Here is a 14,964-nt window from a genome sequence, read left to right on the forward strand (position 1 = left end):
TTATTCCTGAAGCATGATTGCTGATAGTTGCCTACCGTAATCTGGTTCGTTACGCAAGGTGCTGCGACGATAACTGAAATACTCTTTTTCACTGGTAAGGGTATCTTGCCCGTTATTCTCGATGGTGGTGACGCCTGCAGCAATCAGGCGGCTACGCACATAGGCGGGCAAATCGAACATAAAATGCTCTTCGCGAGCCGCAGGTATAAAATATCTCTTTTGTAATTCGGGCGCGAAGCGCTCGTAAAATTCGGGGCCGATTTCATAGCTTTTTTGCTGAATGCAGGGGCCTATCATGACGCGCATATCGGCCGTGCTGGCGCCCAGTTTTTTCATGGCAAGAATGGTGTTCTCCAGCACGCCACCATGCGCACCCTTCCAGCCCGCATGGGCCGCGCCAATCACGCGTGCCTTCGCATCATAAAACAGCACGGGCGTGCAGTCGGCGGTCAAAATACCCAGCATCACGCCACGCCTATTGGTTACCATGGCATCGGCTTGTGGTCTGGTAATGGCGGCACGTGATTCGATAACGTTGACAACTTCAGCAGAATGGATTTGGTGGAGAGTAAATAATTGTTCTGCATCTATCCCGAATGCGCGCGCGGCACGCGCGCGATTTTCGGCGACATGGTAGGGGTTATCTTTACTGCCGGGCCCACAATTGAGTGAAGCATAAAGCCCTTCACTTACCCCGCCCTCGCGTGTGAAAAATTTGTATTTCATTGGAACCCTGGCACTTCGATTTTAGCGTCCGAGCAAATGGCCATTACTTTGAATAATTCGCCCATCGCCTGCGGTGAAACAATTCGCTGTAAACTGCTGGCAATTTGTTCGCGTTGAGCGGCATCGGCATTGCGCATCAACATTTCTGCACGAATTTCTGCACCCATGCGCGTCAAGAATGTGCCCTGATTTTCAAGTCCGTACGTAGGAACGCCCATCTCACGCGTTAGTTCCATCAGCGCAGTAAAGTCGACATGCGCGGTGATATCGGCATCGCCTGGCTCTTTGAGCACGGGGTGGAATTGGTGCGCTTTGACTGCTTGTAGCGTATCGCGGTGTGCATCGCCCATATAGCCATAATCGATGATGAGTGCCGCGCCCTGATGTGCCTTAATGCGTGTTGCAATCGTGCGCATAATGTTGCGCGCGGCGGGACACTGCTCCATCACCGTGCCCTCTGCGATGACTTTGCCGCTTTTGGCTAGTTGCAGCCCTGGTGGGCCAAGCACGAATTGTAATGATTCGGATTTATGGTCCCAATAGATTCGTCGTTCGCACATGCCTTCGCTGGTGATGACATATTGGCGAATGGGCAAAGCATCAAAGAACTCATTCGCGATGAGTAATGTCTTGCTTTCGGGAAGTTCATCGACGCTATCGAGCCACTCGACACGGCGATGCTCATTACGCAAGGTCAGATATTGCTCATGCGCCAATACAGGCGATGTCTCGATCATATGAATGGTGATGCTGTCATGAAATTCGGGGATTTTTTTGGTCGCACGCAACAAATCGGCCATCAAGGTGCCGCGCCCCGGCCCAAGCTCTACCAACGAGACGGGGCCACCGCCGAGCTGTCGCCACACTTCGCCAACCCAGACACCAATCATTTCACCAAAAATTTGCGATATTTCGGGGGAGGTGATGAAGTCTCCGCGCGCACCGAGGGGGTTATGTTTGCGGTAATAGCCATGCTCTGGGTGGCCAAGTGCCAGCGCCATATAATCGGCGATGCTTATGGGGCCTTCATTTTCAATTTTCTCACGAATGATGGGGAGCAGCGCACTCATATCAGCTCACGGGATAACGTTTTGAACGCAGCATAAGCCATGCGCCCGCCACTATCATTGGCACGCAGAGTAGTTGCCCCATGGTGAGCCACTGGCCAAACAAGAACCCGAGCTGCGGGTCGGGCATGCGGAAAAATTCCATCACGAAACGTGCGACACCATAACCCGCGAGGAATAATCCACCCACCGCACCGCGATAGCGCATGATGTTGGTGGTACGAATCAGCACATAGAGCAGTACAAATAATAATAGGCCTTCGGTCGCCGCTTGGTAGAGTTGGCTAGGGTGACGTGGCAAACCACCTGCGTGGGGGAACACGATTCCCCATGATACGTCCGTGACACGACCATAAAGCTCACCATTGATGAAATTGGCGATACGGCCAAGGCATAAACCGATCGGTGTTGCGGCCGCCAAGTAATCCATAATGCGTAACCAGTGAAGTTTGTGGCGGCGCGCATAGAGCCAGAATGCCGCGAAGATGCCCAGCAGGCCGCCATGAAAACTCATGCCGCCTTGCCAGATTTTGAGTGCATCACTTGGGTGTTCCATGAAGTATGGAAAATTATAAAAGAGTACATAACCGATACGGCCGCCGAGAATGATACCTATCACCGCATAGGTGATGAGATCGTCGCGTGCTTTCTCGTTGAAATAGGGAAATCGCGCATTGAGTTTGCCGATGTAAAGATAAGCAAGCACAATCCCTGCAATGTAGGAAAGCGCATACCAACGAATAACGAGCGGGCCTAGTTGCAGCGCGATCGGATCAATGTCGGGAAAAGGCATTAGAAGTACGGATCTTCTTTGGCGAGATAGCTTTGGACATAATCCTTGATGCCATCTTCAAGTGATGTCATCGGCTTCGTGTAGCCTGCAGCCACCAACCTGTCCATTTTCGCTTCGGTGAAATACTGGTATTTCGGGCGAATATGTTCTGGCATTTCGAAATAGCTGATGGCGGGCGGCTTACCAAGTGCCGCAAAGAGCGCATTCGCTAAATCCTTGAAGGTACGCGCTTTGCCAGTGCCAAGATTATACAAGCCGTTCACTTGCGGATTGGCCAGCAACCACTCAATGACCGATACACAGTCTTTCACGTACACGAAGTCGCGTAGCTGCTCGCCGTCTTTGTATTTGGCGTTATAGGACTTAAACAAATGCACAGGTCGACCATGTTTCGCGTGCGGGAAAATGGTGCAGGCAACGGATTTCTGGTCACCTTTGTGGTATTCATTCGGACCATAGACGTTGAAAAACTTAAGACCAACCCATTGGGGTGGCGTTTTGTCTTTATTGGCGACGGTCAGTGATACGAACTGGTCGAAGAGCTGTTTGCTCCAGCCATAGGCATTCATGGGCAAGAGCTTGGCGAGGTAATTCATATCAAGCTGGTCATCAAACCCCTGCTCGCCACCACCGTAGGTCGCCGCAGAAGATGCGTAGATAAAGCGCTTACCCGCATCCGTACACCAGTTCCACAGCGATTTGGAGAGCGAGAAATTCGTCTCCATAATCAGATCGACGTTGGTTTCCGTAGTCGAGGAAATCGCGCCCATATGGATAACCGCCTCAAGCGATTCCTTATTCGATTCGAGCCAATAGAACGTCTCACCTGGTGAGATAATTTCAAAAATACGGTGCTTGGCGAGGTTGCGCCATTTCTCGGTCGAGCCGAATTGGTCGACGATCACCACATGGTAAGCGCCCGAATTTGCTAGGTGCCCCGCAATCACTGAACCAATAAAACCTGCGCCGCCTGTTACGAGAATTTTCTTCATAAAGCCATGAGTCGTTAGTTGTGAGTCGTGCGTAATGTGCTATAGATTTGGAATACTGACAACCAAAGACTCGCGACTTGGGACGTACACCATGCAAAAAGATTCTAAATTCTTCGAAGATGTTGCCAAACTGACCTCGGGCGCTGCGGGTGCGTTCATGGATATGAAGCGCGAGCTTGAAAGCATGGTTGCGGATGGTTTGGAGCGATTTATGGCCAAAGAGCGTTTCGTGACGCGCGATGAATTCGAGACCGTGAAAGCCATGGCGCAAAAAGCGCGCGAAGAAAATGAAAAGCTCAAAGCAGAGATCGAGGCGCTGAAAAAATAGACTCTATTCGTTTATACGAACAAAATAGAGTGAGCAGATTTTATTTTTTTGACTCAGCTGATATGTTGCCGCGTAATCCGCAACGGATGTTGAATTGGCACAGCTCGTACGATTCGTTGCAATTATCGATCCCGCCCCTGGCATACCATCATCAATTTTCATATCGATATTCCACGCCTCTTCAGGATTAAGCACCATATTCCAGTTCCAGTTGGTTGCGATTTCGCCGCCCAAAACCATTACGTTCCCGTAGTTGATAGCAAAATTATCCGCATCTCCCGCACTCATATCTTGAAAAAATGCTCCCCAACCCCCATTAGTAATAGTCGATTTAGGCGCATTGGTGCCCGGCACGACATGCCTTGGGCCACCCGAACCCGCAAGCCCCGTATATTGGCCTTCAATCTCCCCCGCCAATGAGAGATGTCTCCAGAATTGTACGAATTCACCCGTGCCGTTCGCAGCGGCGGCCCATTCGATTAATCCATCACCATCGCCATTCACAGCGCCCGACCAATAGCTAGCAGCGTCTGGAATATCTCCGGGTAGCGCTGCATATTTTCCTCGAAAGGTGAGAACCGCCTGCTTGTATTGATTATATTCCGTGATTACCGTTTTCACTTCCGTGTTACGAATCACCGATGCGCCCGCCATGATGCCGCCGACAATCAACCCCATGATCACCAGCACAATGGAAAGTTCGACGAGCGAGAAACCGTGACGACGCATAGCGTACCTCTTTTGATGATTTCAGCCTACTCTAACTAGGCTACGCTTTCACTATGAATTTTTATCACACACCCCAAGCCTTGGTATTATTTTATGTGCAGGGCACCATATTTTGATAGATTTCGCCAAAATCTTGTGTTCTATTTCCCTTGTGCCGCGGCGGTTCTCGCCGAAGAGCACGGACAGTCGCTTGGATCAAGTAAGAGGCGTTTGGACCGTGTATCTGCACATCTCTTATTTGTCTGGCTACCGTCGTCACTAAGATCTTTGAGATCACGAAGGGAGTATCTATGTCCGCTGTTGCTTTCCAAGAAACCCTGCCTAACCCACTCGATCTTGCTGAAGAACTCATCCAAAACCGTGAATGGCTTTGCGACCGCCCGATTGATGAAGAGCTGGTTGCTGAGGTCCAGTCTAGCTGGTGCAATTACCGTATCTGGTTCACGTGGCAGGCCGATTTGGGCGCGCTGATTTTCTCCTGCGCGTTTGAAACCAAGATTCCCGAAAAGCAACGTGCGAAGCTTTACCCGCTTCTAGCGAAAGTGAATGAGAAAATGTGGTTGGGTCATTTCGACATGGGTGCAGATGATGGGCTGATTATGTTCCGTCATGCCATGCTGCTGCGCGGTGGCCAAGGCGCAACGAGTGAGCAGATGGAAGACCTGCTCGACATCGCCATTTCGGAGTGCAATCGCTTCTATCCTGCTTTCCAATCAGTTATGTGGGGCGGCAATTCGACCGACGAAGCGCTTGAAATCGCATTGATGGACACTGTCGGCGAAGCGTAGGCGTTTTGAATTATGAGGGGGTCTTACCCCCTCAATGACTCCCCCGCCGCTAGCGGCTCGCGCAGCTTACGGCGCTACGCAACTTTAATAAAATTGAAGCTATCGACTAACGTGTTTTCGCACGCTACAATCCGTGGATGGAATTCACGAGTGAACATCCTTTGCTGATTATCGGCGGTGGCAATATGGGCACGGCGCTGGCGACACGCTGGCGGCAATGGTCGCCTCTGGTGGTCGAATCAAGTTCCCTGCGGCGCGGCATTCTCAAAGATGAGGGAATAGAAAGCATCGAGTCGCTGGCGGCTCTTACTACACCACCGCGCGCTGCCGTATTAGCGGTAAAGCCGCAAAGCTATCATGAGATCAAGCCCGCGCTTGCCAAGTGGCCCAATGATACGCTGGTCATATCCATTATGGCGGGCGTGCCATTAGGTGCGCTACCTAAGAACAGCGTGCGCGTGATGCCCAATACACCCGCTTTGGTTGGACAGGGCATGAGTGTGTGTTGTGGGCCGACTATTGCGGAAGAAGATCAGCGCATCGTACAGGACTTGTTCGCCGCAGGCGGTGAAGTGTGCTGGGTGAACGACGAAGAGCAAATGCATGCGGTGACCGCTATTTCTGGTTCGGGCCCCGCTTATGTCTTTGCATTCATGGAGGCGTTAGAGCGTGCCGCTATTCATCTGGGCCTTGATGCGCAGACGGCACATCTTCTCGTCAAACAAACGGTGTTTGGTTCGGCATGCATGGCGAATACACCCTTCGCCGATGTGAGCAAACTGCGCGAGCAAGTCACCAGCAAAGGCGGCACAACCGAGGCAGCACTTGCTGTATTATTGCCGTCCCTCCAGACGCTTATAGAAGCCACAGCCCAAGCCGCAGAAAGCCGCTCAAAAGCCTTAAGTTCCTAAATCTGCGAAGTATTTGTGCAATGCACAATTAGGGTTGACAAGGGCGGATTCCCTCACTATATTGCAATGCAACAAAGCTGCACGGTGTAGCTTTTACTGGAACAATGAGATGGAGATGACCATGGCTACCCAAAACCCTTTCGCGGATGCGATGAAATTCTGGAGCGATTTTAAAGCTCCTCAAATGCCTGCTATGCCTGCGTTCGACATGAACAGCGTAGCATCGTTCAACCGCCGCAACGCAGAAGCTGCTTCGGCTGCTTCACAAGCACTGGCTGAAAGCGCGCAAGCAATTGCACGTCGCCAAGCGGAAGTTGCACGCTCACATGTTGAGAAAGTGCTTAAGACCACCAAAGACATGCTGACCGGTGGTTCACCTGAAGTGAACACTGCAAAGCAAGTTGAACTTGCAAAAACCTTCTTCGAGAACTCGCTCAGCAACCTGCGCGAAGTTTCGGAATTGGTAAGCAAGTCTGGCTTCGAGGCGTTTGATGTAATCAACCGTCGCGCTGCTGAAAGCCTGGATGAAATGACCAGCTTCACGGCAAAGCCTTCAAAGAAAAACGCTGCTTAGTTTTAAGTTCGCTCAGGCGGCGCTTAGCTTTACGTCCTCAACGGACGTCGAAGCGTCGGTTTGTAGCGAAGATAGGTTAGCAACAAATGGAGCGCCTCGTGGAAACACGGGGCGTTTTATTTTACCATCGCGCGCGGTAGGCGCACGGTGACTTCAAGGCCTAGGATTTTGCCCTTAGCGTCTTTCTGATTCTCTAACGTGATGTCGCCGCCATGGCTTTGAGCAACGTCACGGGCGATGGAAAGCCCAAGCCCCACACCCCCTGTTTTGACATTGCGCGAAGATTCAAGACGCAAGAATGGTTTAAATACATCTTGCTGTTGTGCGTCGGGAATCCCTTCCCCCTCATCCAACACTTTGACGCGTACAAATGTTGTACTGACTTCAAGCGACACATGCGCTTTCTTGCCATAACGAAGCGCATTATCAATGAGGTTCTGCAGACAGCGCCGCAGGGCTTGGGGGCGCGCATTTAGCATTACCGCTTCACAAGGGGCGAGGCTCACTGCGCGGGATTGGCGCGTGTAATTCTCGACAATATCGGCAAGCAACATGTGAATCTGCACGGGCTCCATCGTCTCGCCAGCATCGCCGCGCGCGAAGTCCAGATACTCGTCAATCATGTGGCGCATTTCTTCAATATCTGCATGCAGCGCGTCTCGCGTTTGAGGGTCAATCTTCCCCATTTCGATTTCGAGTTTCATGCGCGTGAGTGGTGTACGCAAATCATGCGAGATGCCCGCGAGCATTTCGGTGCGCGACTGAATGGCGCGGCGCACCCTGTCGGCCATCGTTGTGAAAGCCCGACCTGCGCGGCGCACTTCACTGGCGCCACGCGGCGCGTATCCTTGCACGTCTTGCCCTAGTCCAAATTGCTCAGCAACACGTGCGAGCTGCACAATCGGGCGAATCTGGTTACGCAAGAACATAACCGCGATTGCCGTAAGCAACAGCGCGGTACCAACCATCCATAGAATAAAAATGTACGTGGTGGAGCTAGCAAGGCGCTTGCGATCCATGCTGATACGCAAAATGCCAACATCCGTTTTCACGTTGACGCGCACTTGTTTACCAGAAGATGATTCGCTCACGCGGACGGGAAAATCGATAACCCTATCGAGGTTTGAGCGAAATTCACGAAAACGAAATGCGTCCGTGTTGGGGCCCATCGTTGCGTTGTTGGCACGGTCCAGCCATAGGCGCATACCCATGCCCATAGCGAGTGGCTCCATGCGTTCCATCGCTGCTTCGCTACCAAGCAAAATACGGTTGCGCTCAAATTCATTCACCAGCAGCGCTACGTTCCCTGATGCAGCAGAGGACAAATTCCGTACCACCGAATCCCAGTGGCGCTCATAGAAAATATAGGCAATCATGAGTTGCAAGATCACTACAGGCACGATGAGAATCATCAGCGCACGGCCAAATAAACTAGTGGGCAAAAACCGCTTAATGAGACGACCAATGCTCATACGCCATCCGTATAGAGAACATAGCCTTCATGACGAATAGTCTGAATGAATGCGGGTTTGCTAGGATTAGTTTCGATTTTTTTGCGCAGGCGATTAATCTGCACATCGATCGAACGCTCATTATGCACGTCACCGATCAACGCCGCCATGCGCTCGCGTGCCACAGGTTGGCCAGCATGTTGCGCGAGAATTTTCAAACATGCCTGCTCACTCGTGGTGAGATATACAGGGCCGTCTTGGTGTAATAATCTTCCCGTATCGAGCGAGAATTTATATGGACCGAAGCGCACAGCGCTGCTTGGTGCTTGTTTTTGGGTGCGGGCAATAAGCTTCTCTAGACGCAGCGCTAATTCACGCGGTGCAAAGGGCTTGGCCAAATAATCTTCGGCACCTGCTTCCAGCCCCTCAATGCGCTCGTCTTGCTCACCGCGCGCAGTAAGCATTAATACGGGCACATCGCGCCCCTCGCGCTTGAGGCGACGCGCATAATCTGTTCCCTGCTCGCCTGGCATCATTACGTCGAGCACCACAGCATCCAGCGCAAAGACTTTCATCAACTGGTCGGCCTGCTTAGTGTCGGCCGCCGTGGATATATGGTAGCCCTGCTCGCTTAAATATTGCTGCAGCAATTGGCGCAGTCGATCATCATCATCGACCACTAAAACATGCTGTGCTGTTGTTGCTGCTGTCATCTCTTCCGTTTCATGAGTACGCGGTACGCGCCCTCGCCGCCTTCTTTGGGCGTAGCATAGGTCAGCGCAAGAATGAAGGGGCGAAGTGATGGTACGTCCAACCATTTGGGCACGGCAGCACGTAAAACGCCTTTTCCCTTACCCGTAATAATCAAAAGGGTGCGTATTTCACTGGCGATGGCGGCCTTCATGAACCGCGTTAAGGCGCGGTGAGCGGCGTCTTCACTCATGCCATGCAAGTCGAGAGTTGCTTCGATGGTAGCCTTAAGGCGCTTAGCATCAATAGCTGCGGTATGTCCGAGCTCAATGGGCCGCGTAGCGGCTGATTTTTTAACCGGTGCGGCAGCCAGTACCTGCTTTTTAGGAGCGGAGGCTTTTGGTTTTTGGCCGTTTTCGATGAGCCATTCCTCACGCTCTTGCTCTGTGAGGTCGCGCTTTTTCATTTAGAATACATCTAAAAATTTGAGGCCCACGCCTTGCGTATTAGGCAAAAGCCAGAAGACTTTACCCAAAGCATTTTGGTGACCCGCCTGCCATTCTTCCAATTCACCGCGACCAAAAAAGATATCGCCGCGATGCGCGCCTATAAGCGCCCCGCCCGTATCTTGTGCGACCAAGAGTCGTTGATAAGGGGCTTCATATCCCCGTGCATTATGGCTCATGGTGGCAATGTAGATCGGCACGCCATAAGTTGAACGCTCATCATCCACGGCGAGGGAACGACCTGCAGTGAGCGGTATGCCAAGCGCGCCTTTTGCCATTTGGTCCCCTGGTGATTTCTTGAAGAAAATGTAGGACGGGTTCGTATTCATGATGCGTTGCGCATCGCGTGGGTTAGCATAAAGCCAGTCACGAATGGTCTGCATGGTGACTTCTTCGAGCAGCCCCTCCTCCTTCATGACGCGGCCAATCGCAATGTAGTTATGCCCGTTCTGCCCCGCATAATTAATGCCGACGATGCGCCCGTCTGGCAGGCGCACTTTGCCCGAGCCTTGAATATGTAAAAAGAACAGCATGACAGGATCATCAACGTAGAGCAGCACAGGCGCACGCCCACGCAGCGCGCCTGCCTCTATCGCCGCACGTGATGGGTAGGTTGAGCCGCTTGGCATGCCATACACTGGGGTTTGGTAGCGCCCTTCCCGTTTGAGCGAGCCTCGCAGAAGTGGTTCGTAATACCCCGTCAGACGGCCTTTGTCGCTTGATGGAGTGGTAATTCGGTAAGGGGTGAAATTCGCTTCGAAAAACTTACGCGCCTCACCATCGGTTGGGTTAGCGAAGCGATAGGTCAAGGCGCAAACATTTCGCCACGCTGTACGATCACCAATCACATTACCCGCTTTGGTCACATAGGCGCTGGGGCGCTTATCATTCACACGGCAGGAATCGACAAAGACTTTGTAGGCTTCTGCATGCTTGTCGCTGCTCCAGCCCGGCATGTCGCTGTAACTTGCTTGGGTAAGAATGGCTTTATGTGGGTCACCCTCATAGCCAGCGCAGGCGGTGAGGAGAATAAGGGATAAAAGAACAAGATGTTTCATGCGCCGAGTAAACTGGATTTACCACATGGCGTGAATGATAAAGTGATGGAAATCAGGTTTCTACAACCATCCAGTTCGGACTTGAGGATGTTAAGTCACGCTCAAATACCCATTCATCGTCCATCAGATCAATGTCGGACGGATTGCCTTGGCTGATAGCTCCCGATGCATCGCGTACCACATGGATTTGCTCGCTGTCGAATTTCACGGTGATGCGTGCCTTTTTGCCATGAAGCGTGGCATGGGTGATGTCGGCCTTGTTGATGGCCACGAGTGTGGTTTGGTGGGTCACGTTTTGCTGCTTTTGTGTTTCGATTGCTTCGTTGAAGTTTTCGTACACATCACTTGCGAGTAGCATTTTTAATGTTTCGTGGTCGCGCTCGTTGAAGGCTTTAATCACCATCTCAAAAGCCATTTTTGCGCCTGTCACGAAATCTTCGGGTGAAAATTCAGCATCAATATTGCGCATTTGCTTGAAGGAAATTGCCAGCATCTCAGGGTAGGAAGTTTCGGGTTGTTCGGCTTTTTTGGCAGCTTCGCGCTCGACGAGCTTTACAATCGGCTCCATCGCGGCGGCGGCGGCTTTTTGCCGCTCCTGCTGAGTGCGTTGGATTTCGGAAGGGTCACGCCCTGCGTCAGAACCAAGCATAGAGCGGTAGCGCAGAATCACAAAAGCAGCGATTGCGCCGATCACGATAATGTCGCCGTATTGGAAGCCTTCCACGCAATTTCTCCTAGCAATAATAGCACGGCTGATATAGAGACAAGCGCGAATAATTACAAGGATAGTTATGAACACAGCGCCCGAAACAGCACCTGAGCAGCCCGCCGCAATTGCCCTGCGCGCGCAATATGTTAAGGACCTCTCGTTTGAAAATCCCAAGGCCCCACAGAGCCTGTTCACACTCAAAGAGCCGCCTACCATGGAAGTGGCGGTGAACCTTGGTGCGCAACGACTCGACCAAGATGTGTTCGAGCTTTCCATTCATATTAATGCACGCGCAATTGCAGAGAACACCACCGTATTCATGGCGGATTTAACCTATGCGGGCGTGTTGGAAATTAAAGGTATTCCTGAAGATGCGATTGAACAAATCGTGTTCATTCAGGGTGCGTTCCTGATTTATCCGTTTGCGCGCCGCGTGATTTCGGATGTGACGCGTGATGGTGGTTTCCCGCCTCTGCAAATGGAGCCGATTGATTTCTTCGCGCTCTATCAACAAAATCGCGCAAAGCCTGCCGCTTAAGCTGCGCTCCAAATCGGGTTTTTAAGTTTCTCTAGCATGGTGCGGTGCGCCGCCAGCTCTTCCGCCGTGGGCGGAAAATGGCGGGTGGGAATATCGGTATGGCCCGTGAACGCGAGATCTATTTCATCATTGCTGCGCGTTTCTTCTTCCTTCAACGACAAGACGGCCTGCCGTCCGCCACGCAGTTCCAGATACACGTCTGCCAGTAATTCTGAGTCAAGCAGCGCGCCGTGTTTGGTGCGGGTGGAAAGGTCGATGTTGAAACGCTTACAAAGCGCATCGAGGCTCGCGGGTTGGCCTGGGAATTTCTGACGCGCCATAAGCACGGTATCGAGCGCACGGCTCATATCAAGGGCAGCAAACCCTGCTGATTCCAATTCCGCATTGATGAATTTCATATCAAAGGCGGCGTTATGAATAACGAGCGGCGAATCGCCGATGAATTCCAGAAATGAGGCGGCGATGGTTTTGAAAAGCGGCTTATCACTTAGAAAACTACTGGACAGACCATGGACCCGCTCTGCTTCTGGCGGCATATCGCGCTCAGGATTGAGGTAGGTTTGGAAATGATTGCCAGTACGGATGTGATTGATCAGCTCCACGCAGCCTATTTCTACGACTCTATGACCAGAATAGGGGTCAAGACCGGTGGTCTCTGTGTCTAAAACGATTTCGCGCATGGCGCTCCTTAAATGCTTCAGACATCGTCATGCTGACTAGTCCTTCGCGTGGCTTCGCCAGCTCACGGCTGACTTGATTCTACTGAATCTCGAATAACAAGATTAACGCAACCCCAACTCGCGCAATAGTAGCTCGACGCGCCTGCGAGTAAAGGCTTTGCCTAGTGTTGTGGGGATAACTACGTCCGCAAGCAGGTTGCGCGTGACCTCGTCTAACTGACGAGCGACGAGGCGGTCGAATTTTTCGCCCGTCATTCCCTTTCGCAAGAACGCGCGCTTACGACGCATGTCGAGTGGAGCGGCTGCGCTGATAACGATATCGCAGAGCGCTTCTGCCCCCGATTCAAACAGTAGGGGGATGTCCAAAATTACGGCGCGGCGGTTTTGTCTAACCGATTGTTTTAGTGCTGCTAATTCGGCTTCACGCACGGCGGGGTGAAGGACCATTTCTAGTGCGATAAGCGCCGCCTTATCTTTGGCGACGATGGCGCCAAGCGCTGAGCGGTCAACGGCGCCGTTCTTAATCGCGGAGGGAAAGATTTGGGCGATTTCGCTGATGACGCTGGGTGTTTTCATGAGCCCATGAACCAGCACGTCTGCATCGACATGGGTGATTCCGCGCTGTGCCATCATGCGGGCAATGGTTGATTTGCCTGAAGCAATTCCGCCTGTGATGCCAATCACAATCATGCAATCTTCTCTATCACATGCGCGCGAAGCGCGCCCGTTACTTTTGGCTCCACCCCATGCCATAACGCAAACGCTTTCTGCGCCTGATAGAGCAACATGCCCAACCCATCGACAGTGGCAAATCCCTGCTCACTCGCTTCTTCCAGCAATCGCGTTTGTAGCGGCGCATAGACAATGTCGTGCACGGCAGCATGGTCGGCAAGCTCGCTAATATCGATGATAAGCGGGTCTTTACCCTGCATGCCCAACACGGTGGTATTAATTAGCAATGTTGTGCCTGAAAATATCTTGTTATTCACAGGCCAATGCTCTGTTTCACAATTAAATTCTTTGGCCAGCGCTGCGGCAGTTTGGACGGTGCGGTTAATGATGGTTACGCGCTTTGCGCCTGCATCTTTAAGAGATAAAAGCACTGCTCGCGCCGCCCCTCCCGCACCTAATACGACGACCCGCTCCAAATAGGGTTCGAGATTTCCCAACCCTTCTTTCAGATTAGTGATGAAGCCGTATGAGTCGGTATTAATGCCAATGAGCTTACCCGATCTATTCAGCACTGTGTTCACAGCGCCGATACGTCTGGCGGTTTCGTCTATCTCATCCAGAAACGGCATGAGCGCTTGCTTATGTGGAACCGTGCTGTTGAAGCCGCGCACGGCTTCATCGCGCAGTTTACGCATGGTATCGCCCAATTGCTCGGGCGGCGTATCCCACAACTCGTAGTCGCCTTTGATGCCATATTGCGCCATCCAATAGCGGTGGATTTGTGGTGAGAGCGAGTGTTTCACGGGATGACCTATCAACCCTGTGCGCAGACTAGTCATTACCACCTGCCTGGCGTTTTTCCACCTGACGCAGGCGGTATTGAATCATCAGCGTTGCGGTTTCCTCGACCGAACGACGGGTGACATCAATTACTGGCCAGCCCTGCTGGCGGAAGGTTTTCTTGGCGTTCTCGATTTCTTCTTTCACGGCCTCTTCGCGCACATAATCGGTGTTAGTGTCCTGATTCATGGCCATTAGGCGCGAGCGGCGAATATCAATCAAGCGGTCGTCACTAATCGTCAGGCCGACGACGAGTGGTTGCCTCAATTTTACAATATTATCTGGTAACGGAACATTTGGCACAAACGGGACGTTCGCTGCCTTAAAGCCGCGATATGCAAGGTATACGCAGGTTGGTGATTTGCTGGTACGCGAAACGCCGACAATGACAATGTCGGCCTGCTCCAACTCCCACGTTGCCTGTCCATCATCGTGCTCGAGTGCGAAATTAATCGCGTCGATACGCTGAAAATAATCCTCGCTCATTTCATGCTGTACACCTGCTGCGCCCGTGGCCTTCTCATTCAGGTAATTCGAGAATTCACGAATCACATGGCCCAGAATCGGGATACAAGGCACTTTGAGTCTGCCGCAAGCTTGGCGCAAATATTCGCGCATTTCTGCATCCACCAAGGTGAACATGACTATGCCTGGGTTGGCCTCAAGCCCCGCGATGACCTTTTCCAATTGTCCCTTGGTTCGCACCAGCGACCAGCTATGCTCTATCGGCTGAGCGTGCTCAAACTGCGCCATGGCGGCACGTGCAACGCTGCTCACCGTCTCGCCAGTGGAATCGGAAACCAAATGCAAATGGAAGCTTTTCACTTACGCACATCCTCTTGTGTATAGAATACGAGTTATGCACTGATTTTTAAAAATCGCCAGTTCTACACACATTCGCTATACCCTAAC

The 14,964-nt window shown here is 52.0% G+C and carries 19 protein-coding genes; 5 read left to right on the plus strand and 14 right to left on the minus strand.

The window, feature by feature from the left end; genetic code table 11:
- Genes pgeF through rfaD form a run of 4 tightly spaced genes read right to left on the minus strand, consistent with a single transcriptional unit; the run spans position 1 to position 3,578 of the window.
- Positions 1 to 726 carry a peptidoglycan editing factor PgeF gene (pgeF, locus tag J0M34_07105; protein ID MBN8544014.1) on the minus strand — a complete coding sequence of 242 codons (726 nt, stop codon included), beginning with the start codon at positions 724 to 726 and terminating at the stop codon, positions 1 to 3.
- Complete coding sequence (locus tag J0M34_07110; protein MBN8544015.1) at positions 723 to 1,796, minus strand: SAM-dependent methyltransferase; 1,074 nt, start codon at positions 1,794 to 1,796, stop codon at positions 723 to 725. Before J0M34_07110 ends, pgeF begins: the two co-directional genes overlap by 4 nt.
- A gap of 1 nt (position 1,797) precedes the next feature.
- Positions 1,798 to 2,586: a prolipoprotein diacylglyceryl transferase gene (locus J0M34_07115; protein MBN8544016.1), complete on the minus strand. Its 789-nt coding sequence runs from the start codon at positions 2,584 to 2,586 to the stop codon at positions 1,798 to 1,800.
- The gene (gene rfaD, locus J0M34_07120; protein ID MBN8544017.1) at positions 2,586 to 3,578 is read right to left on the minus strand and encodes an ADP-glyceromanno-heptose 6-epimerase; all 993 of its coding nucleotides are present in this window, start codon (positions 3,576 to 3,578) and stop codon (positions 2,586 to 2,588) included. The genes J0M34_07115 and rfaD overlap by 1 nt, the downstream gene beginning before the upstream one ends.
- A gap of 91 nt (positions 3,579 to 3,669) precedes the next feature.
- On the opposite strand from rfaD, the gene J0M34_07125 reads away from it, so the two are divergent.
- Entirely contained in the window at positions 3,670 to 3,906 is a 237-nt protein-coding gene (locus J0M34_07125; protein MBN8544018.1) for an accessory factor UbiK family protein, read from the plus strand.
- Between the two features lie 3 nt (positions 3,907 to 3,909).
- On the opposite strand, the gene J0M34_07130 is transcribed toward J0M34_07125, so the two are convergent.
- Positions 3,910 to 4,635: a prepilin-type N-terminal cleavage/methylation domain-containing protein gene (locus J0M34_07130; GenBank protein MBN8544019.1), complete on the minus strand. Its 726-nt coding sequence runs from the start codon at positions 4,633 to 4,635 to the stop codon at positions 3,910 to 3,912.
- 290 nt (positions 4,636 to 4,925) lie between these two features.
- On the opposite strand from J0M34_07130, the gene J0M34_07135 reads away from it, so the two are divergent.
- The 3 genes from J0M34_07135 (at position 4,926) to phaP (ending at position 6,908) form a co-directional block, all read left to right on the plus strand.
- A complete protein-coding gene (locus tag J0M34_07135; GenBank protein MBN8544020.1) occupies positions 4,926 to 5,423 on the plus strand; it encodes a YbjN domain-containing protein in 498 nt (165 codons plus the stop codon).
- Between the two features lie 137 nt (positions 5,424 to 5,560).
- Positions 5,561 to 6,334, plus strand: a complete 774-nt coding sequence (gene proC, locus J0M34_07140; GenBank protein ID MBN8544021.1) for a pyrroline-5-carboxylate reductase — start codon at positions 5,561 to 5,563, stop codon at positions 6,332 to 6,334.
- A 121-nt stretch (positions 6,335 to 6,455) separates the two neighbouring features.
- A complete protein-coding gene (gene phaP / locus J0M34_07145) occupies positions 6,456 to 6,908 on the plus strand; it encodes a TIGR01841 family phasin (GenBank protein MBN8544022.1) in 453 nt (150 codons plus the stop codon).
- Between the two features lie 116 nt (positions 6,909 to 7,024).
- Here the strand turns inward: phaP and J0M34_07150 are convergent, their stop codons facing one another.
- From J0M34_07150 to J0M34_07170, 5 genes are read right to left on the minus strand one after another with little or no spacing between them, the layout of a single operon-like run.
- Positions 7,025 to 8,380, minus strand: coding sequence for a two-component sensor histidine kinase (locus J0M34_07150; GenBank protein ID MBN8544023.1), 1,356 nt, complete (start codon positions 8,378 to 8,380; stop codon positions 7,025 to 7,027).
- Positions 8,377 to 9,072 (minus strand): response regulator, encoded by a 696-nt coding sequence (locus J0M34_07155; GenBank protein MBN8544024.1) that lies wholly within the window; start codon positions 9,070 to 9,072, stop codon positions 8,377 to 8,379. Before J0M34_07155 ends, J0M34_07150 begins: the two co-directional genes overlap by 4 nt.
- Positions 9,069 to 9,515: a Smr/MutS family protein gene (locus tag J0M34_07160; protein ID MBN8544025.1), complete on the minus strand. Its 447-nt coding sequence runs from the start codon at positions 9,513 to 9,515 to the stop codon at positions 9,069 to 9,071. The genes J0M34_07155 and J0M34_07160 overlap by 4 nt, the downstream gene beginning before the upstream one ends.
- Entirely contained in the window at positions 9,516 to 10,613 is a 1,098-nt protein-coding gene (locus J0M34_07165) for an MltA domain-containing protein (GenBank protein MBN8544026.1), read from the minus strand.
- 52 nt (positions 10,614 to 10,665) lie between these two features.
- On the minus strand, positions 10,666 to 11,337 hold the full coding sequence (locus J0M34_07170; GenBank protein ID MBN8544027.1) for a Tim44 domain-containing protein: 672 nt from the start codon (positions 11,335 to 11,337) through the stop codon (positions 10,666 to 10,668).
- Positions 11,338 to 11,404: 67 nt separating this feature from the next.
- Here J0M34_07170 and secB point away from each other — a divergent pair, with 67 nt between their 5' ends.
- Entirely contained in the window at positions 11,405 to 11,860 is a 456-nt protein-coding gene (gene secB, locus J0M34_07175) for a protein-export chaperone SecB (protein MBN8544028.1), read from the plus strand.
- Here secB and dnaQ read toward each other — a convergent pair.
- The 4 genes from dnaQ to J0M34_07195 all read right to left on the minus strand — a co-directional run bounded on the left by dnaQ (position 11,857) and on the right by J0M34_07195 (position 14,877).
- A complete protein-coding gene (dnaQ, locus tag J0M34_07180; protein ID MBN8544029.1) occupies positions 11,857 to 12,540 on the minus strand; it encodes a DNA polymerase III subunit epsilon in 684 nt (227 codons plus the stop codon). The genes secB and dnaQ overlap by 4 nt on opposite strands.
- Positions 12,541 to 12,642: 102 nt before the next feature.
- Entirely contained in the window at positions 12,643 to 13,230 is a 588-nt protein-coding gene (locus tag J0M34_07185; GenBank protein MBN8544030.1) for a dephospho-CoA kinase, read from the minus strand.
- Positions 13,227 to 14,051 (minus strand): shikimate dehydrogenase, encoded by an 825-nt coding sequence (locus J0M34_07190; protein ID MBN8544031.1) that lies wholly within the window; start codon positions 14,049 to 14,051, stop codon positions 13,227 to 13,229. The genes J0M34_07185 and J0M34_07190 overlap by 4 nt, the downstream gene beginning before the upstream one ends.
- On the minus strand, positions 14,044 to 14,877 hold the full coding sequence (locus tag J0M34_07195) for a kinase/pyrophosphorylase (protein ID MBN8544032.1): 834 nt from the start codon (positions 14,875 to 14,877) through the stop codon (positions 14,044 to 14,046). The genes J0M34_07190 and J0M34_07195 overlap by 8 nt, the downstream gene beginning before the upstream one ends.
- Positions 14,878 to 14,964 lie beyond the last annotated feature (87 nt).

The sequence above is a fragment of the Alphaproteobacteria bacterium genome, assembly GCA_017302575.1.
Classification (GTDB): domain Bacteria; phylum Pseudomonadota; class Alphaproteobacteria; order Rickettsiales; family UBA3002; genus JAFLDD01.